This is a genomic window from Ruegeria sp. SAZD011, from assembly GCF_059612545.1.
The window spans coordinates 252,929-275,886 of record NZ_JBXWQU010000041.1 but is presented as its reverse complement, the minus strand read 5'-3'; the positions used below and the strand labels follow the sequence as shown (position 1 = coordinate 275,886).

Below are 22,958 nucleotides of genomic sequence, written 5' to 3'. Positions count from 1 at the left end.
AACCCTATCTTTGACGGAACAAGGCCACCAGATGGAGATGCAGATGACCGCGACCCGCACCGAGACCGACAGTTTTGGCCCGCTGGAGGTACCCGCCGACAGGTATTGGGGCGCGCAGACCCAGCGCTCGATCCAGAATTTCCCCATCGGGTGGGAGCGTCAGCCGATCGCCATCATCCGCGCGCTGGGCGTGGTGAAACAGGCCTGCGCCCGGCGCAACAGGGAAACAGGGGCGCTGGCGCCGGAACTGGCCGATGCGATCATCGCCGCTGCGGGCGAAGTCATCGCAGGTCAGTTGGACGACCATTTCCCGCTGGTGGTGTGGCAGACCGGCTCGGGCACGCAATCGAACATGAACGCCAACGAGGTGATCGCCAACCGCGCCATCGAATTGCTGGGCGGCACACTGGGCAGCAAGGACCCGGTGCATCCGAACGACCATGTGAACATGGGGCAATCCTCGAACGACACCTTTCCCACCGCGATGCATGTGGCGGTGGCAATGACCGCGCGCGACGTGCTGCTGCCGGGGCTGCGCGCCCTGCTGGCCGGGCTCGAGCAGAAGGCCGAGGAATTCAAGGGTATCATCAAGACCGGCCGCACCCATACGCAGGATGCGACGCCGCTGACCCTGGGACAGGAGTTTTCGGGCTATGCCCACCAGATCCGCATGGGGCTGGCCCGGATCGAGAGCGCCTTGCCCGGCATCCATGAACTGGCCCAGGGCGGCACCGCCGTGGGCACCGGCCTGAATACAAGCGCGGGCTGGGCCGAGGCGGTGGCCGCCAACATGGCCGAGATCACCGGCCTGCCGCTGGTCACCGCGCCCAACAAGTTCGAGGCGCTCGCCGCCCATGACGCGATGGTCTTTCTGTCCGGCGCGCTGGCGACGGTGGCGGGCAGTTCCTACAAGATCGCAAACGACATCCGCTTTCTGGGCTCTGGTCCCCGCTCGGGGCTGGGGGAATTGATCCTGCCCGAAAACGAACCGGGCAGCTCGATCATGCCGGGCAAGGTCAACCCGACCCAGGCCGAGGCGCTGACCCAGGTCGCCGCCCATGTGATGGGCAATGACGCGGCGATCAAGTTCGCAGGCTCGCAGGGGCATTTCGAACTGAATGTCTATAACCCAATGATGGCCTATAACCTGTTGCAATCCATGCAACTTCTGGGGGATGCGGCGGACAGTTTCACGCAACGGATGCTGCTGGGCATCCGCGCCAACACCGCCCGAATCGACCAGTTGATGCGCGAAAGCCTGATGCTGGTCACCGCGCTGGCCCCCACCATCGGCTATGACAACGCCACCACGGTCGCCAAGACCGCGCACAAGAACGGCACCACCCTGCGTGAAGAGGCGGTGCGGCTGGGCTTTGTCGACGGCGAGACCTTTGACCGGGTGGTGCGCCCCGACCAGATGATCGGGCCGCGCGACTGATGGGCAAGCCGGTCAACCTCAACCAGTTCCGCAAACAGAAGGCGCGCGCCGCGAAAAAGGCGCGTGCGGACGAGAATGCCGTGAAATTCGGCCGCAGCAAGGCCGACAGACAGCTGGACCGCGCCCGCGCCGACAAGGCCCGGCGCGATCACGACGGCCACGAGGTCGAGGAATGAGCGGCCGCCCCGTCAAACGCTCGCTGACGCTGCGGGGGCACCGCACCTCGGTCTCGCTCGAGGATGCGTTCTGGCGAGCCTTTCGCGAGATTGCAAAGGAAAAGGATATACCGATCAATGTTCTGGCGGGCGACATTGATGCGACGCGCGACCCCGAGACCGGCCTTGCCTCGGCCATCCGCGTCTATGTGCTGACATGGTATCGCCGCAAGGGGTAAGCCGCACTCCACCACAGCAAAGGAGACAATATGAGCACCATCCCCGGCCCCGACGGACAGCCGCGCTGTCGCTGGTGCAATGCGGCGCCGGAATTCTTCGACTATCACGACCGCGAATGGGGCTATCCGGTAGGTGACGACCGCCGCCTGTTCGAAAAGCTCTGCCTTGAGAGCTTTCAGTCCGGCCTCAGTTGGCGCACCATCCTGGCCAAGCGCGAGAATTTCCGCGCCGCGTTCGACGGGTTCGACTGGACCCGCATCGCCACCTATGACGATACGGATATCACCCGGCTACTGGGCGATGCCGGCATCATCCGCCATCGCGGCAAGATCGAAGCGGTGATCAACAATGCCCGTCGCATGGGTGATCTGCTGGCCGAACATGGCAGTCTGGCCGCCTATGTCTGGTCCTATGAACCTGCGTCCTCCGACCTGCCCGAGCCGCAGACGGCCAGCATCATCCCCGCCTCGACCGCGATGTCGAAGGATTTGAAGAAACGCGGCTGGAAATTCGTGGGCCCTACCACGGTGTTTGCCTTCATGCAGGCAATGGGGCTGGTCAACGATCACGCGCGCGGCTGCGTCATGCGGGACAAGGCGGCGCGGATGCGGGCCGAATTCACGCCGCCCAAATGAAAACGGGCCGCGATATCGCGGCCCGGTCTCTAATCAGCGCCGGATTTACAGCGAGGCGCGATAGATCTTGTCGATATTGCCGCCCAGGGCCGCGTTGAACTCGGCATCCGACTGCTGCTTCGACAGGCCTTCGGTCAGCGCGCGCGAGAAGGATGCGATCATCTTGCCGTTCCGGCTCAGCAGGTCGCAGGCCTGATCGGTGGAATAGCCACCCGACAGCGCCACCACCCGCACCACGCGGGGATGATCGGCCAGCGCGTCATACAGGTTGGCCGTGCTGGGAATGGTCAGTTTCAGCATCACGTCCTGCCCCTCATCCAGGGTGTCGAGATGTTTCAGGATTTCCTCCTTCAGCATCTCTTCGGCCTGAGACTTGGTGGTCGAGTGGATGTTCACCTCGGGCTCGACAATCGGCACCATGCCGGCGGCGATGACTTCGCGCGCCACGTCGAACTGCTGTGCCACCACCGCGGCGATGCCTTCGGCATTGGCCTCGTGAATGACCGAGCGTTCCTTGGTGCCGAATACGCCTGTCGCCTTGGCCAGGGTCGCGGCCAGGCCCGGGATCGGCTTCATCAACTGCACGCCGTTGGCCTCGTCTTCGAGACCCTTGTCGATCTTGAGGAAGGGCACGACACCTTTGACGTTCCACAGGTAATCGGCCACGCCACGACCCTCGATGCTCTCGCCCAGGGTACGTTCGAACAGGATAGCGCCAATCACCTTCTTGCTGGTGAAATCGTCGGCCAGGATGATCCGGGCGCGCATGCGCTGGATCTCGGCGAACATCTCTTCCTCGGAGCCGTATTGCGCCGCGTCCACACCATAAAGCGCCAGCGCCTTGGGGGTCGAGCCGCCGCTCTGATCCAGGGCCGCAATAAAGCCCGCGCCATTTGCCATCTGTTCGCGCATTTGTGCCTTGGACATAAGTCTTTCCCGTCTAAATGATTCCGCTTGGCACCGCATACAGTATGGCAAACGCGGATGGTAGGATGTTAGCGCTCAACCACGCGCAGCCAGATGCCATCTGCCGCCCGGACGGTCAAATGCGCCACCGGAACCGGGTCGCGCCCCGCAACCCGCTCGAACCGGAACCGGCTGAGCAGCATCGACAGGATCAGCGGCCCCTCGACCATGGCAAACCCGGCCCCGGTGCAAACACGCGACCCGGCCGAAAACGGCATATAGGCGCTGCGCTGGCAGGTCTTGCCATTCTCGGTCTGCCAGCGGGCCGGGTCGAAGTCATCCGGCCGCTCCCACAGGCGTTCGTGCCGGTGCAGGTGCCAGGGGCTGAGCACGATCTGCGCGCCCTTGGGCACATCCCGGTCACGGAACCGCTCGGGGCAGGTCGTCTCGCGCACCATCATCGGCACAGGCGGGTACAGGCGCAGCGCCTCGCGGAACACATCGCGGCTGAGGCGCAGTTTCGACATCACGCTAAAATCCGCCGCACCGTCCAGCGCCCGCGCCTCCTCGGCCAGCTTGTCCTGCCAGTCGGGGTAAAGCGCCATCAGGTATAGCGTCCAGGCAAGTGCCGAGGCGCTGGTTTCGTGCCCGGCCAGGAAAAAGATCGCCACCTGATCGACCATCTCGTCGGTGTCGAACCGGTCGCCCGTCTGCGGATCGGTGGTGGTCATGATCTTGGTGGCCAGGTCGTCGGGTGCGGTGCCGGCGCGAATTTCGTCCATCCGGGTGTCTGTCAGCTGCCGGATCAGCCCCCGGATCACGGCCGCATTGCGCCGGGTTTCGCGCGAATGGAACCGGGGCACCCAGCGCGGCACCGGCACAAAGGCCGCCAGATTAAGCAAGGGCTGCGCCCGCTGATAGGCCCGGAACCGGGTGAACACCTGCGCCGCTACCTCGTGCTCGATCGGGATCGAGAACAGGGTGCGGAAGATCACGTCCGCCGCCGCGTGGCTGGTGACCTCTTCGATCTCGGTCTCCTGCCCGGCCTGTGCCGCCAGCCGGTTCACCGCCGCCTCGGAGGCCGCCCACATGGCAGGAAAGGTATCGCGCAGGCGCCCGCCTTCGAAGGCCGGGTCGATGATGCGCCGCTGGCGTTTCCAGGTCGCGCCATTGGTCAGAAAGACCGAATTGCCTAACAGCGGCCGCAACCCCTCGCTGATGCGGTTCGACTTGGGGAAATCGTCGGGCCGCCCTTTCAGCACCGTGTCCACCAGGTCAGGCTGGTTCACCAGATACGAGCGAAAGAAGGGCGTTCGGAACTCGGCCATCCAGGCGCGGTACAACCGCGCGGGCTGCGCCGACAACAGATCCTGACGGAACAGTTTCAGATACCGCCAGAGCGAGACCTTGTCCGGGCGCGCGGGGGGTTTGGGCGGTATCATGCGGCGCCCATGTTGGTATATTTGCTGACCGCCCGGTCGATCCGCGATTTCGACGGCGCCCGGTCGCGAAAGCGCGCCGCCAGCGTCTGCGGCCCGGCGGTGATGCGGAAATAGTCGTAATCCCCCACCCGGTCAAAGGCGCAGAGATACTGGAAATGCAGTCGGAAAAAGCGCCAGCGCAGCTCGGCCCAGCGGGCCGGGCTCAGCGTCTGGGTAAAGGCCGCCGACAGCACCAGCGGCCAGCGCTTGCCCCTCGCCGGGGCAACCCCGCTGACCGCCACCGGATCGCACAGCGCAAAGGCACAGCCGTCGCCCGGGGCCGAGACATCGACCCAGGTCAGCTCATCCCGGGTGCAGAGAAAGTGCAGATCGGCGCGCAGCCGCTGCGCCTCGGGCAGGAACGAGACCATCGGCACCACCTGCCCGAGGGTCAGAAACCCCAGCGTCGGACCGTCCGCGGGCACCCTGCCCGCGCGGATCAGATCGGCCAGTACCGACACGCCCACATGCGCACCCGAGGAGTGGCCGACCACCAGCACCTCGTCGGCCTCCCCCGACAGGGCCTCGGCGATCCGGTCGGCGAATTCACCGATGCGCGCCTCCAGCTCGGGCGGGTTGGCACCGCGCCAGCGCGCCGAATAGGCATAATCATGCATCAGGTAATAGGCAAAGAAGGTGCCGTCCTTGGATCGAAACCAGCGCAACAGGTAGACGCCCGCCGCCAGCCCCAGCACAAAACCGATCAACGCGACCCATGGCAGGCCGGTCAGCCCGCCCAGCCGCCAACCCAGCCAGACCAGCAGCAGTGCCGCCAGCAACTGCGCCAGCAACATCCCCACCGGGTAAAGCGCGGCGATCACCGGCCCTTTCCTGAGCCGCATCAGCCGCCACAACACGCCCGAGGCGATATAGGTCCAGGCGGTGCGCGCCAGTTGCGCATAGGTGGCCGGGATCGTGTTCGACATGCTGCCGCGCACGATATCGGACCAGACCAGCACCTCCACATCCGCAGCGACCGCCACACCCTCCTGTTCGGAACTGACATGCCAGCCATAAGGGCCCTTGGTGGTCTTGGGCTTCAGCGTGACGGAATAGCCCGAGATCCGCGCCTGCTCGGCGCTTTCCTTGCGATAGAGCTCGCGATACCGGCGGGGATGAATCGGGTCATAGCCGGGGATATAGAACACCCGGCGTCGGCGCACCTGACCTGCGGATGGAACACTGCTCATGGCTCGACCTCTTTGGGCCAAGCCTAGCCGATCACTGGGGCAAGATTAAGCCCAAGCGATGGCACCGCCTGCTTCTTTCTGGTTCGAAATACTCTCGGGGGGGCGGCGGGCCAAGGGCCCGGCGGCGGGGGGCAGACAGCCCCCCGGCCCTGCTCAGCCCAGCACCGCCAGCGCCGGAAAGGTTTCCAGCAGCCACCAGCTGAACTGGGTGAAGAGGCCCGTGACCAGCATGATGCCGACAAACAGCAACAGCCCGCCCATCACCTTTTCGATCAGCCCCATATGCGGCTTGATCCGGTTCATCACCGCCATCGAGCGGCTGAGGAACATCGCCGCCAGCAGAAACGGCACCCCCAGCCCCGCCGCGTAGACACCCAGCAACAGCGTGCCGCGCGCCACCGAGGCCTCGGACGCCGCCAGCGACAGGATCGCACCCAGCTGCGGCCCGATACAGGGGGTCCAGCCAAAGGCAAAGGCCAGACCCAGCACATAGGCGCCAAAAACCGAACCGCCTGCATCGCCGGTCTGCATCCGCGCCTCGCGATCCAGCAGCGGAATGCGAAAGACACTCAGAAAGTGCAGGCCAAAGACGATGACCACCACGCCCGAAACCTTGGCGAAGAGTTCCTGATTCGACAGTACAAAGGCGCCAAAGGCCGAGGCGGTGAAGCCCAACAGCAGAAAGACGGTCGACAGGCCAAGCACAAAGAACAGTGCCGCCAGCGTCGCCTTGCGCCGGGCGGCGGCCTGGTCCTGGATCTCGCCCAGGCTCACCCCGCTCATATAGGCCAGATAGGGCGGCACGATGGGCAACACACAGGGGCTGAGAAAGCTGACGATCCCACCAAGGAGCGCCACGAACATGGCGGGTAAAAGCCCCGCGTCGATGATCTCTATTCCAAACATGACCTGCACATAGGTGATCGGGCGGGCAACGTCACGGGTTCATGCGGTCACATCCTCGTGGTCCTTTCGTTTCGGGGATGTGCCCGGCGCTGGACAGGCGTGCGGCCCGGGCGTATCTGCGGGACATGACCGAAGAAACCCAGACACTCGACGCGCTGGGGCTGCTCTGCCCCCTGCCCGTACTCAAGGCCCGCAAGCGGCTGAAATCCATGGCACCCGGTGCGGTGCTGCGGCTCTTGGCGGACGATCCAGCTGCGGTGGTGGACGTACCGCATTTCTGCGCCGAAGCCGGTCATGTGCTGATCGGTCAGGAGGACGCCGTCGATCACCAGATTTACCTGATCCGCCGCGCGGAATGAAAAAGGCGGGTCCCTGAGGGGCCCGCCTTTTTGGTTACTGTCCCAGCGACCACCAGCCGCGCCGCTTCGGCTTGGCCGGACTGTCGGGTTCCGGCTCGGCCTCGGCCACCGCCAGTTCCGGCTTGGGTTGTTCCTCTGCCTGCGCCAGTTCCGGCGCGGGCTCCGCGTCCGGCTCCGCCTGCGTCGCAGGCGTTTCCTCGGCGGGTTGAGCGATCTCCTCGGCAGTCACCTCGGCCTGACCTGCAGCGACCTCGACGGGCATCACCGGCTCGGCCTCTCCCTCAGCCTTGGCCGCCTCGGCGGGTGCTTCGACCTGCGCCGCTTCGACCGGAGCTGTCTCTGCCTCGGCAGGACTTTCGGTCATGCCAGCGGCGGCATCCGCCGCGACAGGTTCGGCCTCGGCAACGGGCTCTGCCAATGCATCGGCTGCGACAGGCTCGGTTGTGGTTTTGGCCTTCTTGCTGCGGCTGCTCGGTTTACGCGGCTTCGACGTCTTCTTCACCGGTGCCGCCTCAGCCTCGGCCTCGGCCGCAACCACAGTCTCGGCTGCAGAATCGGCGGAGGCCTCTTCGCTCACCACCTCGTCGCTGGCTGCTTCAGCAGCCGCTTCAGCCTTGACCGGTTTCTTGCGCGTGCGGGTTCGCTTGCGCGGGGTTTTGGCCGGAGCCGCCTCCGCGTCGCTTTCGGTGCTCTCGGTCTCGGCTGCGGGTTCTGCCTCGGCAGCCGGCTCGGCTTCGCGCGCGTCTTCGCGCGCATCCGAGGCGGAATCGTCACCCGCATCATCATTGCCGTCGGTGTCGTTGCCGTCGCTGTCGTTGGCGTCGGTGTCGTTGGCGCCATCCTCGCCGCCATTGCCACCGCTCTTGCGCCGCCGCCTCCGCCGCCGCTTGCGCTTGGGCTTGCCGTCGCCATCGTTCTCGGCCGGTTTCTCGGTCCGGGGTTCGTCTGCCTCGTCCTCGTCCTCGGCGGCCTCGTCGGCGTCGACCTGATCCATCAGCCGCGAGTCGACCGAGACCACGGGCGCCTGGGCCTGCGGCACCGCGCGGGTAGCGGTCTTGAACTTCTCGAGGCTGAAATCGGGGCTGACCAGATGCGCGTCGCCCTCGATCCGCACACTCAGACCATAGCGCGCCTCGATCTGCGCGATATGCTCGCGTTTCTGGTTCATCAGATAGTTGGCAATGCCCACCGGGCAGCGCACCAGCACCTCGCGCGAGCGGCGGCGGGTGCCTTCCTCCTCGATCTGGCGCAGGATGCTCAGCGCCATGTTGTCGTCCGAGCGGATCAGGCCGGTGCCGTGGCACGAGGGGCACGGCTGGGTCGTGGCCTCGATCATGCCGGGGCGCAGGCGCTGGCGGCTCATCTCGAGCAGGCCAAAGCCCGAGATCCGGCCCACCTGGATGCGGGCGCGGTCGGATTTCAGCTTGTCCTTCAGGCGCTTTTCGACGGCGGCGTTGTTCTTGCGCTCGTCCATGTCGATGAAGTCGATCACGATCAGACCGGCCAGGTCGCGCAGGCGCAACTGGCGGGCCACCTCTTCGGCGGCCTCGAGATTGGTCTTGAGCGCGGTTTCCTCGATCGAGCCTTCCTTGGTGGCGCGGCCAGAGTTCACGTCGATCGCCACCAGCGCCTCGGTCACGCCAATCACGATATAGCCGCCGGATTTCAACTGCACCGTCGGGTTGAACATCGAGTTCAGATAGCTTTCCACCTGGAAGCGCGCGAACAGCGGCAACTGATCCTCGTACCGCTGCACGTTCTTGGCGTGGCTGGGCATGATCATCTTCATGAAGTCCTTGGCGATGCGGTAGCCGCCTTCGCCCTCGACCAGAACTTCGTCGATATCGCGGTTGTAAAGGTCGCGGATCGAGCGTTTGATCAGGTCGCCTTCTTCATAGATCTTGGCGGGCGCGATGGATTTCAGCGTCAGTTCGCGGATCTGCTCCCACATGCGCTGAAGGTATTCATAGTCGCGCTTGATCTCGGCCTTGGTGCGCTTGGCGCCCGCGGTGCGCACGATCAGGCCCGCGCCCTGGGGCACGTCCATCTCGGCGGCGATCTCTTTCAGCTTCTTGCGGTCGACTGCGTTGGTGATCTTGCGGCTGATGCCGCCACCGCGCGCGGTGTTGGGCATCAGGACGCAATAGCGGCCCGCGAGGCTGAGATAGGTGGTCAGCGCCGCGCCCTTGTTGCCGCGCTCTTCCTTGACGACCTGCACCAGCATCACCTGGCGCACCTTGATCACTTCCTGGATCTTGTATTTGCGCGCGCGCGGCTTGCGGACCGGGCGCAGATCCTCGGCATCGTCCTCTTCGGCGATGGATTCGATGCTGTCATCCTTGGAGGCGGCATCGGCCTTGCCGCGACGGGGGCGCGGCGTGTCCTCGACATCGTGATCGTCGTCGCCGTCGTCATCGCCATCGTCGTCTTCGGTCGCGTCGTCCAGATCCTCGGTGACCTCCGCCTTTGCTTCGGGGGTCTCCCCGGGCGCATCGGCGGTCGCCTCTTCGGCTTCTTCCGCCGCCTGATCGGTGGCTGCCTCGGCGACGTCCTCGGGCTCTTCGACCGGGGTGTCGGCCACGCGTTCCATCGGCGAGCTGCCCTCGGGCACTTCGAACATGTCGCGGTCATCGCCCTCGTCGAGGTCGATCGTCTCCATGCCGCTGATCTCGGGTTCAGTCACGTCCATGGTTTCGACCGGGTCCGAGGATCGCAGGCTTTCGGCCTTGCTGCGCGACCGGCTGCGGCTACGCTTGGGCTTCGGGCGCGGCTTGCCGCCCTCTTCATCCTCGTCGCGCGCCTTCTGCGCCTCGGCATAGGCGCGTTCTTCCTCCATCAGCGCCTGCCGGTCGGCGACGGGGATCTGATAGTAATCGGGATGGATTTCCGAAAAGGCGAGGAACCCGTGCCGGTTTCCGCCATAGTCGACAAAAGCCGCCTGAAGCGAGGGCTCGACCCGCGTGACCTTTGCCAGATAGATATTACCAGCTAGCTGGCGTTTGTTTTCGGACTCAAAATCGAATTCCTCGACCTTGTTGCCGTCGACCACCACGACGCGGGTTTCCTCCGCGTGGGTGGCATCAATGAGCATCTTCTTTGCCATGTTTCCTTGGTGCACCGCGCAATGCGCAACCTCCCGGGCGGCAGAACCGTCCTAAGGGGGCTACGATTTGGCGGGTGTCTTGTCAGGGCGATATGAGACGCCGCGCGGCAGAGATCGGCGTTTTGCCCCTCTGCTCGTCCACTCGAAAGTTGCGCGCGCGTCATCGCGGTTCTTCTCCGACAGGTCGGGCGTTTCCCGGGCCTGCCCATTTATTCCTGTCACCCGGCAAGCGGGCGAAGGCATTGTATTGCCCCGGTCAGGGGCCAATCGGTCTGCTTTGTCTCCGGGATCTGTGCCAGCGGGGGCAGAGCAGCGAAACTCTATTGGGTGCGGGAGCAAGGAACCCTTGGGGCCGCCCCGTTCTGTCACAATAAAAGCAGTGCTGTGGAAAAGACAATGGGCAAAGTGCATGTTCACGAGGGTCAAGGGTTCGACAGGCCCGCGAACGCACCAAACTCCGCCCGGACGGCGGCGCGGCCGACGCCTTCCGGTCGCTGGAGGTGGCCCAGGTTCGGCCAGCCATGTCTCGGCGGCACCGGTCGCGCTTGCAAGAGCCGGTGCCGCCGGGCTGGATCAGAGGTAATCCGAGCGCTGAAGCCCGTATTTCGCCATCTTCTCGTTCAGGGTCCGGCGCGGCAGGCACAGCTCGTCCATCACCGCCGCGATCGAGCCCTTGTGGCGCCGCATCGTGTTGTCGATCAGCATCCGCTCGAACGCCTCGACATATTCCTTGAGCGGCTTGCCCTCGGTGGTCATCACCGGTTGCATGTCCTCGTGATCGGACATCAGGAGAGAGGCGATGGTGCCCGAACCGCGCCGGGCCTGCAACACCGCGCGCTCGGCGATGTTGATCAGCTGACGCACATTGCCGGGCCAGGGCGCCTGCAACAGCTGCGCGGCCTCCTGCGCGCTGACCTGCGGCGCGTCACAGCCATATTCCTCGGCGAATTGCTCGCTGAGCCGGGTGAACAGCGTCAGGATATCCTCGCCCCGCTGGCGCAGCGGCGGCATGGTCAGGCGCAGCGCGGCCAGACGATAAAACAGGTCCGGGCGCAGCACGTCCTCGCTGGTCTTGCCCGCCTCTTGCAGGTTCGAAATGGCCACGATCCGGGTTTCCGCGGGCGTCCCCTGCTGGTTCATCACCGACAACAGCTTGGCCTGAAGCGCATCGCTGAGCGACTCGATATCCTCCAGCACCAGCGTGCCACCGCGCGCCTCCTCGATGGCGGGCAATTGCGCATCCTCGGGGATCATCGGGCCAAAGAGCCGCTTGGCCAGCGCCTCTTCCTCCAGCGCCGAACACGAGACCAGCACGAATTTCTTGCCCGCCCGGCTGCCCACCGCATGCAGCGCATGGGCCACCAGGGTCTTGCCGGTGCCGGTCTCGCCGTCGATCAGCACATGGCCGTCGGCCTGGCCCAGGTCCAGAATGTCCTCGCGCAGCCGCTCCATGACCGGGCTGGTGCCGATCAGCTTTTTCATGATCTGGCTGCCATCGCTCAGCTCGCGCCGGAGCGCCCGGTTGTCCAGCGTCAGCCTCCGTGCATTGCTGGCACGCTTGGCCAGATCGGACATCCGGTCGGGGTTGAACGGCTTTTCCAGAAAATCGAAGGCGCCGACCCGCATCGCCTCGACCGCCATCGGCACGTCGCCATGGCCGGTGATCATGATCACCGGCAGCGAACTGTCCGCCCCCATCAGCTTTTTCAGAAACTGCATGCCATCCATGCCCGGCATCTTGATGTCCGAGATGACGATGCCGGGGTAATCCGACCCCAGAACCTTCAGCGCCTCTTCGGCGCTGGCAAAGGTCTCGGTGTCATAGCCCGACAGGGCCAGCCACTGGCTGATCGACTGGCGCATGTCCTGTTCGTCGTCGACAATCGCAATCTTCATCGCCTGTGCCATAGGGTATTCCCTCTTCATTCCGCGGCTTCCAGACCGTCTTCGAGGATCGGCAATTGCATCTCGAAAACGGCACCGCCATGTTGCCCGTTCCGCGCCGTCAGGCGCCCGCCAAGGTCGTTGACGATCCCCGAGGAGATTGCAAGGCCCAGACCCACCCCGTCACCGGGTTGTTTGGTGGTGTAGAACGGCTCAAAGATATTCTCGAAATCGCGGATCCCGTGCCCATTGTCGCGCACCGTCAGGGTGGCGGTCTCGCCCGCGGCCAGGATGATCTCGACCTCGGGGTCGCGCACCGATTTGGTGGCATCCAACGCGTTGCGCAAGAGGTTGACCATGACCTGTTCGATCCGCATCCGGTCGCCCATCACAAAGACCGGTCGATCCGGCAGGATCTGGGTGATCTGCACCTGCCGCTGACGTAGCTGCGGTTCCATCATCGCCAGCGAGGCCGCCAGCGCATCACCCATGTTTATTGGCGAAAGCGCCTCTTGCCCCTTGCGGGCATAGGATTTCAGCTGTCGGGTGATCGCCCCCATCCGTTCGATCAGGTCGTCGATGCGGCCAAAGCTCGACAGCGCCTCTTCGGGGCGGTTGCGGCGCAGCAGCAGGCGGGCGCCGGCCAGATAGGTCTTCATCGCCGCCAGCGGCTGGTTCAACTCGTGGCTGACCGCGGCCGACATCTCGCCCAGGGCGGCCAGTTTCGAGCTTTGCGCCAGCGTCTGTTCGGCCACTTCGAGAGTCTTTTGCACCCGTTCACGCTCGGCGATTTCCCGCTGCAGCCGGGCATTGAGCGCGCGAAGCTCCGCCGACTCGCGCTGGAACAGCGCCATGCGGAACGCCGTGCGGCGGCTCAACGCATAGAAGCTGAGCGCCAGCAGAATCGCGAATCCCATGATCTCCAGCGCCAGAACCCCGTTCACCCGCTCGCGGATCGAGGCATAGGTGGTGAACGAGGTCATCTGCCAGCCCCGGAACGGAATGCGGCTGTCCATCCGCATCACCGCCTCGCCGCGCAGATAGGCGTCAGCGGGCAGCGCGGTCCAGTCGGCGGTCACCCGGATCGCCCGTTCGATGGCGTTCTCTGGCGTCTGCTGGCTCAACGCCTGGGCCGGCGCCAGACCGCGCCAGCGCGGCTCGGTGGCCAGGATGATGGTGCCCGCGGAATTGGTGACGAACACCGCGTCCGAAATCCCCGACCAGGCGCGTTCGAACTTTTGCAGATCGACCTCGACCACGATCACGCCCAGCACGCCGGAACTGTCCTCCAACCTGCGGGAATAGGTAAAGCTGTAGCCGCCCGCCTCGCGCTGGATGGTCGAGAACACGGTGGAATTGGATCGCACCGGATCAACGAAATAGGCGGCCGAGCGGTGCTGTTCGCCCAACCGGTTGCGGTCGGTCGCGGCGACGGTGCGCCCGTCGCGGTCGAGCAGCATCAGCGAGGCGGCGCCGATTTCCTCGACAAAGGAGATCAGCCGCTGGGTCGATTGCGAGAAATCGCTCGATTGCAGCGCCGCGATCAGCGTCGGATCGCGCGCCAGCAGCTGTGGCACGATCGCGTTGCGCCTGAGTTCGCTGAGCAGGTTGCCGGAATAGAGCGCCAGCCGCAGCTCGGCCCGGTTCCGCGTGCTTTCGGTAAAGCGGTCGGTCAGCAGCCTGTTGGTGACCCAGACCGTCGCGGTCGCGCTCAGCAGCAGCAGCACCAGCGCCGCCCGCACCCGCCAGCTGAGCTGGCCGGTGCGGATCCAGTTCTGTCCCTTGGGGTCTTTGCGCGCGGTACTCATGAGGTAAGGCTACGCGCGCGGGGCGCGTTGCTCAAGTCACGCCGGGGTTAGCGCCCCCGCCAATGCGCGGAAGAGCGCCACCCCATCCGTGCCGCCATGGCCCGCATCGGCGGCCCGTTCGGGATGCGGCATCATCCCCAGCACCCGCCGGTTGGCGCTGAGAATGCCGGCGATATCGTCGCGCGCGCCATTGGGGTTGTCGGTATAGGTGAAGGCGATCCGGTCCTCGGCCCTGAGCGCGGCCAGCGTCTCGTCATCGGCATAATAGTTGCCGTCGTGATGGGCGATCGGGATACCGATCACGTCGCCTGCATTGTAGCCCTCGGTAAAGACGCTGTTCGAGGTCTCGACCTTCAGTTCAACGGTCTTGCAGATGTATTTCAGACCGGCATTGCGCAGCAGGGCGCCGGGCAGGATGCCGGTTTCGGTCAGCACCTGGAACCCGTTGCACACGCCCAGGGCATAGCCGCCACGCTCGGTATGCTCGACCACCGCCTTGCAGATCGGCGATTGTGCGGCAATGGCGCCGCAGCGCAGATAGTCGCCATAGCTGAAGCCGCCGGGAATGCCGACAATGTCGATCCCCTGCGGCAGGCTGGCATCCTTGTGCCAGACCATCGAGACATCGAAACCGGCCTGTTCAAAGGCCACGGCCAGGTCCCGGTCGCAATTCGATCCGGGAAAGACGACAACGGCTGCGCGCATGGGCGAGACCTCCTAGCTAGCAAAATCGGTGATCACCGCCACGCCCGGCGGGGCGGGACGGTCAAAGGTGGCAAGCTCGTCGCTTGCCTGGGACAGGGTGATGGTGCGGGTCACCAAGGGCGACAGGTCCACATGGCCGCCGTCGATGAGAGAGAGAAGCGAGGGATAGCGCCAGGCGGGCATGCCGCGGGTGCCTTGCAGGGTCAGTTGCCCGGAATAGAGCACATCCATCGGCAGGGTCATGGCCGTATGCTCGCCGGCCGGCATGCCGATCATCACCAGCCGGCCCAGCTTGCGCAGGGCCCGCATGGCGCCGGTCATGGTGGCAGCGATCCCCAGCGCCTCGATGGCGACATGGGCGCCACCGCCGGTCAGCTCGCGCACCGCCTCGGCCGCATCGGTTTCGGCGGCGTTGACCACCGCATCGGCGCCAAGGCTTTTGGCATGGGCCAGTTTGTCTTCGACCACATCGACCACGACGACGCGCGCGCCAAGCGCGCGGCCCAGAAGCAGCGCCGACAATCCGACGCCGCCGCCGCCAAACACCGCCAGCCATTCGCCCGGTCGCAGCTCGGCCCGGCCCACCAACGCCTGCCAGGCGGTGGTGACCCGGCAGCCAAGACCCGCGGCCACATGCGGCGGCAGGCTGTCGGGCAAGGCGGTCAGGTTGGTATCGGCAAAGGGCACCGCGATCAGCTCGGCAAAGGCGCCATCGCGGGTAAAGCCCGGCACCTGCTGGTTGGCGCAGATGGTCTGATGTCCGGCCGCGCAATCGCCGCAGCGTCCGCAGGCCAGGATAAAGGGCGCGATCACCCGGTCGCCCGGCCGCCAGCGGCTGACACCGGCCCCCAGCGCCACCACCTCGCCACAGAATTCGTGGCCCGGCACCATGGGCAGAACCACATCCGGGTCGGAGCCGGTCCAGGCATGCCAGTCAGATCGGCACACCCCACAGGCCAGCACGCGCAGCACCACCTCTCCCGGCCCCGGTGTCGGGTCCGGCAGGGTCGCCAGCGTCAGTGGCTGGCGCCAGGCGGTCAGCTGCGCGGCGCGCATGGCTCAGACCAGCTCGATCTCGTAGCGTTCGATGACCGTGTTGGCGAGCAGCTTTTCGCACATCTCGGCCACGTCGGCCTCGGTGGCGCCGTCGACCAGATCGAGGTCGATCACCTTGCCCTGGCGGACACCGGTCACCTTGTCAAAGCCCATGGCGCCAAGCGCGTGGCGCACCGCCTCGCCCTGCGGATCGAGTACCCCGTTCTTGAGCATCACATGCACGCGTGCCTTCATCTTTCCTTGTCCTTCATCCTGCTCCTGCCGGACCGCGCAGCGCCACCCCTCACAGGGCCGGTCGCGCGCCCGGATAGCTGTTTCGATCTGTTGCGCGCGGCGGTCGCCATCCGCCGACGCAATGTCCCGATTTCCTGCGCCGTCCCGATCTCAGTTGATCAGCGTCGGTTTCGTCACCTGGCTTTTCGGGATCACGCCCAGGCGGCGGGCCACCTCGGAATAGGCATCGGTCAGGCTGCCCAGGTCGCGGCGGAACACGTCCTTGTCCAGCTTCTGCCCGGTGGCGATATCCCACAGACGGCAGCTGTCGGGGCTGATCTCGTCGGCGATGATCAGGCGCGGATAGTCGTTCTCGTAGACCCGGCCGATCTCGATCTTGAAGTCGATCAGCTTGATGCCGACGCCATACATCAGCCCCGAGAGGTAATCGTTCACCCGCAGCGCCAGGCTCAGGATATCGTCCATGTCCTGCTGGCTGGCCCAGCCGAAGGCCGCGATATGCTCCTCGGTCACCAGCGGGTCGCCCAGCTCGTCATTCTTGAGGCAGTATTCCACGATCGGGCGCGGTAGTTGCGTGCCCTCTTCGATGCCCAGCCGTTTCGACATGGTGCCAGCGGCAAAGTTGCGCACGATCACTTCCAGCGGCACGATCTCGCAGGCGCGCACCAGTTGTTCGCGCATGTTGAGACGGCGGATGAAATGGGTCGGCACGCCGATCTGGGCCAGACCGGTCATGAAATACTCGCTCAGGCGGTTGTTCAGCACCCCCTTGCCTTCGATCACGTCCTTTTTCTGGGCGTTAAAGGCGGTGGCGTCATCCTTGAAATACTGCACGATGGTGCCCGGTTCCGGGCCTTCGTACAGGATCTTGGCCTTGCCTTCGTAAATCTTGGTGCGACGCGCCATCTGCGACCTTTCCGACTGGGGCGGGGAAATGAGTCCCCCGTCATGGCGCTCTCATACGGCAAGCGCCGCAGTGTCGCAAGGTTACCGCTGCCTCTTGCGGTCCGCCCCCGCGAACGGCATATCAGAAGCAGAGCATAATTCACTGAGGGGACGCAACCCATGACCACCTTCGACGATCGCGAACACGCGTTTGAAGCCAAGTTCGCCCATGACGAGGAAATGCAGTTCAAGGCACAGGCCCGCTGCAACAAGATGCTGGGCCTGTGGGCTGCCGGCCTGATGGGCAAGACCGGAGACGAGGCCGCCGCCTATGCCAAGACCGTCGTGATCGCCGATTTCGAAGAGGCTGGCCACGAGGACGTAGTGCGCAAGGTCACCGCCGATCTGGACGGGCTGGCCGATGCCGACACGGTGCGCGCCAAGATGGCAGAACTGCTGCCCGAGGCCAAGGCGCAGATCATGGGCGAAGCGGGCTGAACCGCTCAATTTCTGATGCGGTTTCAATCGCATGGAGAACCCGCAAGCGCTCGCTTGCGGGTTTACTTTTGGGAAAGGGATGCGCGGCTAGTCTTTGGCCAATTGCCAAAGGACCCCGCATGCATCGACCCGTCCCTTCGTTCCCCCGCCTGACCGGTCTGCTGCTGCGTCTTGGCGGCACGCTTGCGCTCACCCTTTGGCTGTTGTGGATGCTGGTCGAGCGTCTGGCGGCGATCGAGCCGGGCGCGGTGACCCAGGCCCTGTCCGGCCTGCCCGTCTGGCGGCTGGCGGTGGCGTTGCTGGCCGCTGCGGTCAGTTTCTGGGCGGTGGGCCGCTATGACGGGGTGGCACATCGGCATTTCCGCACCGGTCTGGCGCAGAAACAGGCCCGGCTCTGCGGCATGGCCGCCATCGCGTTTTCTCAGTTCTGCGGCTGCGGCGTGCTGAGCGGCGCATTTGCCCGGTGGCGCCTGATCGGTGATCTGACCCCGGCGCTGGCGTTGCGCCTGACCGCCTTTGTCGCGGTCACCTTTCTGCTGGCGCTGGCCTTCTGGGCCTCGATCCTGTGCCTGATCGCGCCCCCGCTGCCGGGGTTGCGGCAAACGGGGCTGGCAGGGCTGGCCTTGCTGCTGCCGATCGGGGTGGTCCTGTTCCTGCTGCCACGGCTGCGGCTGGGTCGGCTTGAGCTACGCCTGCCCAGCCTGCGGGCGCTGGGGGCGATCCTGGGCTGGGCGGCGCTGGACCTGGCGGCGGCGGCGCCGGTGCTGGCGGTGCTGCTGCCCGGCCTGTCCTGGGCCGATCTGCCCTTGCTGCTCACGGCCTATGTGCTGGCATTGGCGGCGGGGCTTCTATCCGGGGCACCGGGCGGACTGGGCGCGTTCGAACTGACGCTGCTGTCACTGCTAACCGCTCTGCCCGAGGCCGAGTTGATGGCGGCGGTGCTGGCCTATCGGCTGATCTATGTGGCCCTGCCGGCGCTGGTGGCGGTGCCGCTGCTGCTGTCGCCGCCCGACCTGCGGCTGGGGCGGCAGAGCCGTCTGTCACGGTTGGGGCATTACCACCCGCCCGCACGCCCCCGCGCCGAAACCGCCGTGGTGACGCAATCGCGCGGCTATGTGCTGAGCGGCGGGTTTGCCGACATGGCCGTGGTCGAGACCGATCAGAGCCTGATCATGCTGTTCGATCCGGTCTGTGGCGGTCGCCATCCCGACCTGTCCCTGCTGTCGCACCGGGCGGCGCAGCGCAATCTCTGCGCGCTGGTCTACAAATGCTCGGCCCGGGTCGCCGTCTCGGCCCGGCGCGCGGGCTGGCGCGTGCGGCATGTCTCGGACGAGGCGACGCTGGTGCCCGCGACCTTTACCACCGAAGGCGCGGGGCGGCGCCAGATCCGGCGCAAGCTGCGCCATGCGCTGCGCACGGGCCTGCGAACCGATCGGCCCAGTACTCTCCCGCTGGCCCAGATGGCCGAGGTCGACAGCTTGTGGCAAAGCGCGAACGGACGGGCATGGGGGCTGACCATGGGCCGCTTCGCGCCCGGTTACCTGGCCCGGCAGGCGGTATTCCTGGCCTGGCGCGGCCCCCGGCTCGAAGGGTTCGTCAGCTTTCACCGCAGCCGGGACGAATGGTGCCTCGACCTGATGCGGGTCCGCCCCGACGCACCCGAGGGCACCATGCATGCGCTGGTGGTCGAGGCGCTGACCGTCGCCGCCGCGGCACGGGTGCCCCGGCTGTCGCTGGCGGCGGTGCCATGCGGGCTATTGGGTCGCCGCTTTGACGGTCTGCGCCGGTTCAAGGACAGTTTCGCCCCCCGCTGGCAACCGCTTTACATGGCGGCCCCGGGCTGGACCGTGATGGCGGTGGCGGCGCTCAACCTGGCCCGCCATGTCCAGGCGCCACCACCGCTGGCCGGGCGCCACACACAGGCGGCTCATGATCATGATGAAGAGTTTGAATTTGCCTCTCTCACGGGAACGTGACACATCTGCCGGTCAAGGCGGGCCCGCGCGGGCGCCGCGCAATCGGGGAGTCGCAAGACCATGACCAACGCTTTTGCCGAGATGCTGGCCAGCCATGACGTGCTGCTGGCCGATGGCGCCACCGGCACCAACCTGTTCGCCATGGGCCTGCAATCGGGCGATGCGCCCGAGCTGTGGAACACCGATGAACCCGACAAGATCCGCGCGCTGTACCAAGGTTCGGTCGATGCGGGCAGCGACCTGTTCCTGACCAACACTTTTGGCGGCACCGCCGCGCGGCTGAAACTGCACGACGCCCAGGGCCGCGTGCGCGAGCTGAACCGCGTCGGCGCCGAGCTGGGCCGCGAGGTCGCCGACCGCGCCGGGCGCAAGGTGATCGTCGCGGGCTCGGTCGGCCCCACCGGCGAGATCATGGAACCGGTGGGCGCGCTCAGCCATGCCGCCGCGGTCGAGATGTTCCACGAGCAGGCCGAGGGCCTGAAAGAGGGCGGCGTCGACGTGCTGTGGCTGGAAACGATCAGCGCCCCCGAAGAGTTTCGCGCCGCCGCCGAGGCCTTTGCGCTGGCCGGCATGCCCTGGTGCGGCACCATGAGCTTCGACACTGCCGGACGCACCATGATGGGCGTCACCTCGGCCGATATGGCGCAGCTGGTCGAGACGCTGCCCAACCCGCCGCTGGCCTTTGGCGCCAATTGCGGCACCGGCGCCTCGGACATCCTGCGCACGGTGCTGGGCTTTGTCGCCCAGGGCACTGAACGCCCGATCATCTCCAAGGGCAATGCCGGCATCCCGAAATATGTCGATGGTCACATCCATTACGACGGCACGCCCGAACTGATGGGCGTCTATGCCACCATGGCCCGCGACGCCGGCGCCAAGATCATCGGCGGTTGCTGCGGCACCATGCCCGCGCATCTGACCGCGATGCGTGCGGCGCTGGACGGCACCCCGCGCGGTGCGCGCCCGACGCTGGAGGAGATCGTGGACAAGATCGGCCCCTTCACCTCGGCCTCGGACGGCACCGGCGACGATACCGGGCCCGAGCGGCGCGCGCGCGGTGGCCGCCGCCGCCGCGCCTGAGCCTGACGCCTAGTCTGTGGGCGCGCTCAGCAGCGCCCGCAGACGCGCCACCGGCACACCAAGGTTCGAGCCGCCGAAATCCGGCAGGATGGCGGTATTCACCGCCACCACCTGACCGCGCAGGTTCAGCACCGGCCCACCGCTGCCGCCATGGGTGGTTTCGGCATCATAGGTCACCAGCGCCGGGGTCATCTGCCCTACGATGCCCCGGCTGGCCAGCGGCCAGATCAGTCCCTCGCCCGCCAGCCGCGCCGCCACCTCCCAGAACCCGGTGACACCGGCGCTGCGCAAGTCCTCGACGAACCCGGTGCCCGAACGCGCCAGCATCGACATCAGCCCGGTCGGATAGCCCATCACCAGCACTTCGAGCCCCGGCGGCGGCGCCACCTCGGCCAGCGGCAGGCCCGGCGGCAAATCGACCGGCGCGACGGGCGCCACCAGCGCCAGATCGGCACTGTCGCTCAGGCCCCGCACCTCCAGGTCGATCGGATCGGACCGCGTGGGGAAATAGGCGATGAAGCGGGTAAAAACCGGCTCCATCGTGTCACCGCCAAAGCCCATGGCGGCGGATTTCTCCCACGGGACGGCAACATGACGGTTGGTGGCGATCAGCCCGGTCTCGGCCAGCACAAAACCGGTACCGGTATATTGCACCTCGGCGACCGGCCCGTCGCCGTCGAGCGAGAGCATCGGTTGCCCGTTCGGCAGCATCAGCCGGTTGCCTGACCTGTCCAGCACATGGCGCAGCATCCGGCCGCTGTCGCGGTGACGCAACCCATAACCGCCCTGGATAAAGGCCACCGACCCGGCGGCGGTCGAAATCACCCGGGTCCCGGCGCCCGAGCGCTCCTCGAGCGTGTCGAGCCGCTCGGCATTCAGTTGCAGGCGGAGGCCGATCTCGTCCTGGAGCGCGTCCAGATCACCGGGCCGGATCGCCTCGCGCCGCGCCTCGGCCAGGGCCGAGGCCAGCGCCTCGACCTGAAAGCGACCGCTTTCATATTGCGCGCGCAGGGCGCGGTCGGCGCGGATCTGCCAGATCGCCAGCACCGCCAGGGCAACGAGGCCAAGCAGGACCAGCCCGCGAAACAGCAAGGCCCCGTTGCCCAGGAGCCGGGCCAGGAACATCCCCGCCGCGCGCGGCAGACGCGCCAACAGCGGGCGTCGGCTGGTACGCAGATAACTGAGCGCGTCCCCCAACATCTCGGCCAGGGAGGGATGCGGGCGGCGGCGCTCGTCATAGATGCGCAGGCGCGACAGCGGCCCCTGCTCTCCGAACTCGATCACATCGCCATGGGACAGGTCAGCGGCCTCGACCGGCTGACGATTGACCCAGACCCGGGCGCCCGGCGCGGTGATAAGATGATAGACCCCCTCTTGCCGTCGCACCCGCGCGATCAACTCTCCGGGGATACCGACGTCTCCCGGTGCCAGCACCCGCAGCCACCCGTCGCGGTCAAGCAGCAGCTCGACCCGATCCGAAGTGATCCAGGAATAGAGCCCCCGGTTGCGCCCGGTCAGGTGTTCCAGGACGGCCGCGTCGGGGGTATGGCTGGGCACGCTCATGTCGCCATGATGCCCAGCCTACATGGTCGGTTGTCAATCCAGCCTTCGTTCACCGACCTTCAAACTTGGCGGCGCGCTTCTCCATGAAGGCGACGACGCCCTCCTGAAAATCGCGGCTGCGGCCACATTCGCCCTGCAAATGCGCCTCGGTCGCCAGTTGATCGGGCAGCGCGGTGCCGTAAGTACCCCGGATCGCCTTCTTGATATTGGCGAAGGCTGCGGTGGGACCATTGGCCAGATAGGCGGCGCGCTTGCGCCAATGGGCGTCGAATTCGGCGTCGGGTACCGCCTCCCAGATCATACCCCAGGCCTCGGCCTGGCGGGCGTCGATCTTGTCGGCGAACAGGGCCGCGCCCATCGCCTTGGCCAGGCCCATCTGGCGCGGCAGGAACCAGGTGCCGCCGGCATCGGGCATCAGGCCGATGCGGGCAAAGGCCTGCAGGAAATAGGCACTTTCGGTTGCGATCACCACATCGGCACAGAGCGCGAGATTGGCCCCTGCCCCCGCCGCCGGGCCATTGACCGCCGCGATGGTGGGCACCGGGCAATCATAGATCGCCTCAAGCATGGGGTTGTATTCGTCGCGCAGGGTGCGTTCCAGGTCGATCTTGCCGGAACTGCCCGCATCGCCCAGATCCTGACCGGTGCAAAAGGCCCGCCCCGCACCGGTCAGCACGATGGCGCGCGCCTCGCGGGCAGCGGATTTCATGGCATGGGTGATCTCGGCCCGCATCCGGCTGGTCAGCGCGTTCATCTTGTCGGGGCGGTTCAGGGTCAGAACCGCCAGACCGTCGGCGATCTCCAGAGAGATGGTGTCGTATTGCATGCGAGAGGCCCCCGGTTGGATGCTGTTGCG

The 22,958-nt window shown here is 66.1% G+C and carries 21 protein-coding genes; 8 read left to right on the top strand and 13 right to left on the bottom strand.

Going from position 1 to position 22,958, the window contains the following annotated elements:
- Positions 1 to 43: 43 nt before the first annotated feature.
- Genes fumC through AC2FLM_RS21895 form a run of 4 tightly spaced genes read left to right on the top strand, consistent with a single transcriptional unit; the run spans position 44 to position 2,468 of the window.
- Complete coding sequence (gene fumC, locus AC2FLM_RS21910; protein WP_496859944.1) at positions 44 to 1,438, top strand: class II fumarate hydratase; 1,395 nt, start codon at positions 44 to 46, stop codon at positions 1,436 to 1,438.
- Positions 1,438 to 1,614, top strand: a complete 177-nt coding sequence (locus tag AC2FLM_RS21905; RefSeq protein ID WP_496859943.1) for a DUF4169 family protein — start codon at positions 1,438 to 1,440, stop codon at positions 1,612 to 1,614. The genes fumC and AC2FLM_RS21905 overlap by 1 nt, the downstream gene beginning before the upstream one ends.
- A complete protein-coding gene (locus AC2FLM_RS21900) occupies positions 1,611 to 1,832 on the top strand; it encodes a ribbon-helix-helix domain-containing protein (RefSeq protein WP_496859942.1) in 222 nt (73 codons plus the stop codon). Before AC2FLM_RS21905 ends, AC2FLM_RS21900 begins: the two co-directional genes overlap by 4 nt.
- 30 nt (positions 1,833 to 1,862) lie before the next feature.
- Positions 1,863 to 2,468, top strand: coding sequence for a DNA-3-methyladenine glycosylase I (locus AC2FLM_RS21895; protein ID WP_496859941.1), 606 nt, complete (start codon positions 1,863 to 1,865; stop codon positions 2,466 to 2,468).
- Between the two features lie 45 nt (positions 2,469 to 2,513).
- Here AC2FLM_RS21895 and AC2FLM_RS21890 read toward each other — a convergent pair whose 3' ends face one another.
- From AC2FLM_RS21890 to AC2FLM_RS21875, 4 genes are all read right to left on the bottom strand, one after another.
- The gene (locus AC2FLM_RS21890) at positions 2,514 to 3,395 is read right to left on the bottom strand and encodes a fructose bisphosphate aldolase (RefSeq protein ID WP_496859940.1); all 882 of its coding nucleotides are present in this window, start codon (positions 3,393 to 3,395) and stop codon (positions 2,514 to 2,516) included.
- A 68-nt stretch (positions 3,396 to 3,463) separates the two neighbouring features.
- On the bottom strand, positions 3,464 to 4,816 hold the full coding sequence (locus AC2FLM_RS21885) for a cytochrome P450 (RefSeq protein WP_496859939.1): 1,353 nt from the start codon (positions 4,814 to 4,816) through the stop codon (positions 3,464 to 3,466).
- The gene (locus tag AC2FLM_RS21880) at positions 4,813 to 6,045 is read right to left on the bottom strand and encodes an AtpZ/AtpI family protein (RefSeq protein WP_496859938.1); all 1,233 of its coding nucleotides are present in this window, start codon (positions 6,043 to 6,045) and stop codon (positions 4,813 to 4,815) included. Before AC2FLM_RS21880 ends, AC2FLM_RS21885 begins: the two co-directional genes overlap by 4 nt.
- Positions 6,046 to 6,198: 153 nt before the next feature.
- Positions 6,199 to 6,951, bottom strand: coding sequence for a cytochrome c biogenesis CcdA family protein (locus tag AC2FLM_RS21875; protein ID WP_234136592.1), 753 nt, complete (start codon positions 6,949 to 6,951; stop codon positions 6,199 to 6,201).
- Positions 6,952 to 7,076: 125 nt separating this feature from the next.
- On the opposite strand from AC2FLM_RS21875, the gene AC2FLM_RS21870 reads away from it, so the two are divergent.
- Entirely contained in the window at positions 7,077 to 7,310 is a 234-nt protein-coding gene (locus AC2FLM_RS21870; RefSeq protein WP_234136591.1) for a sulfurtransferase TusA family protein, read from the top strand.
- Positions 7,311 to 7,344: 34 nt separating this feature from the next.
- Here AC2FLM_RS21870 and AC2FLM_RS21865 read toward each other — a convergent pair whose 3' ends face one another.
- From AC2FLM_RS21865 to purC, 7 genes are all read right to left on the bottom strand, one after another.
- Positions 7,345 to 10,413 (bottom strand): Rne/Rng family ribonuclease, encoded by a 3,069-nt coding sequence (locus tag AC2FLM_RS21865; RefSeq protein ID WP_496859937.1) that lies wholly within the window; start codon positions 10,411 to 10,413, stop codon positions 7,345 to 7,347.
- 573 nt (positions 10,414 to 10,986) lie between these two features.
- Positions 10,987 to 12,321: a sigma-54-dependent transcriptional regulator gene (locus AC2FLM_RS21860; protein ID WP_496859976.1), complete on the bottom strand. Its 1,335-nt coding sequence runs from the start codon at positions 12,319 to 12,321 to the stop codon at positions 10,987 to 10,989.
- Positions 12,322 to 12,335: 14 nt separating this feature from the next.
- Positions 12,336 to 14,105 (bottom strand): sensor histidine kinase, encoded by a 1,770-nt coding sequence (locus AC2FLM_RS21855; RefSeq protein WP_234144050.1) that lies wholly within the window; start codon positions 14,103 to 14,105, stop codon positions 12,336 to 12,338.
- A 36-nt stretch (positions 14,106 to 14,141) separates the two neighbouring features.
- A complete protein-coding gene (gene purQ / locus AC2FLM_RS21850) occupies positions 14,142 to 14,810 on the bottom strand; it encodes a phosphoribosylformylglycinamidine synthase subunit PurQ (protein WP_234169001.1) in 669 nt (222 codons plus the stop codon).
- A 12-nt stretch (positions 14,811 to 14,822) separates the two neighbouring features.
- On the bottom strand, positions 14,823 to 15,866 hold the full coding sequence (locus AC2FLM_RS21845) for a zinc-dependent alcohol dehydrogenase family protein (protein ID WP_496859936.1): 1,044 nt from the start codon (positions 15,864 to 15,866) through the stop codon (positions 14,823 to 14,825).
- 3 nt (positions 15,867 to 15,869) lie between these two features.
- Positions 15,870 to 16,100 (bottom strand): phosphoribosylformylglycinamidine synthase subunit PurS, encoded by a 231-nt coding sequence (gene purS / locus AC2FLM_RS21840; RefSeq protein ID WP_234136585.1) that lies wholly within the window; start codon positions 16,098 to 16,100, stop codon positions 15,870 to 15,872.
- A 150-nt stretch (positions 16,101 to 16,250) separates the two neighbouring features.
- Entirely contained in the window at positions 16,251 to 17,006 is a 756-nt protein-coding gene (gene purC / locus AC2FLM_RS21835; RefSeq protein WP_234136584.1) for a phosphoribosylaminoimidazolesuccinocarboxamide synthase, read from the bottom strand.
- Between the two features lie 159 nt (positions 17,007 to 17,165).
- On the opposite strand from purC, the gene AC2FLM_RS21830 reads away from it, so the two are divergent.
- From AC2FLM_RS21830 to bmt, 3 genes are all read left to right on the top strand, one after another.
- A complete protein-coding gene (locus AC2FLM_RS21830; RefSeq protein WP_234144042.1) occupies positions 17,166 to 17,483 on the top strand; it encodes a DUF1476 domain-containing protein in 318 nt (105 codons plus the stop codon).
- Positions 17,484 to 17,602: 119 nt separating this feature from the next.
- Positions 17,603 to 19,459: a phosphatidylglycerol lysyltransferase domain-containing protein gene (locus AC2FLM_RS21825; protein WP_496859935.1), complete on the top strand. Its 1,857-nt coding sequence runs from the start codon at positions 17,603 to 17,605 to the stop codon at positions 19,457 to 19,459.
- A gap of 60 nt (positions 19,460 to 19,519) precedes the next feature.
- The gene (gene bmt / locus AC2FLM_RS21820) at positions 19,520 to 20,539 is read left to right on the top strand and encodes a betaine--homocysteine S-methyltransferase (RefSeq protein ID WP_496859934.1); all 1,020 of its coding nucleotides are present in this window, start codon (positions 19,520 to 19,522) and stop codon (positions 20,537 to 20,539) included.
- Between the two features lie 9 nt (positions 20,540 to 20,548).
- Here bmt and AC2FLM_RS21815 read toward each other — a convergent pair whose 3' ends face one another.
- Complete coding sequence (locus AC2FLM_RS21815; protein ID WP_496859933.1) at positions 20,549 to 22,102, bottom strand: trypsin-like peptidase domain-containing protein; 1,554 nt, start codon at positions 22,100 to 22,102, stop codon at positions 20,549 to 20,551.
- Between the two features lie 49 nt (positions 22,103 to 22,151).
- Positions 22,152 to 22,928, bottom strand: coding sequence for an enoyl-CoA hydratase-related protein (locus AC2FLM_RS21810; RefSeq protein WP_496859932.1), 777 nt, complete (start codon positions 22,926 to 22,928; stop codon positions 22,152 to 22,154).
- Positions 22,929 to 22,958: the final 30 nt, after the last annotated feature.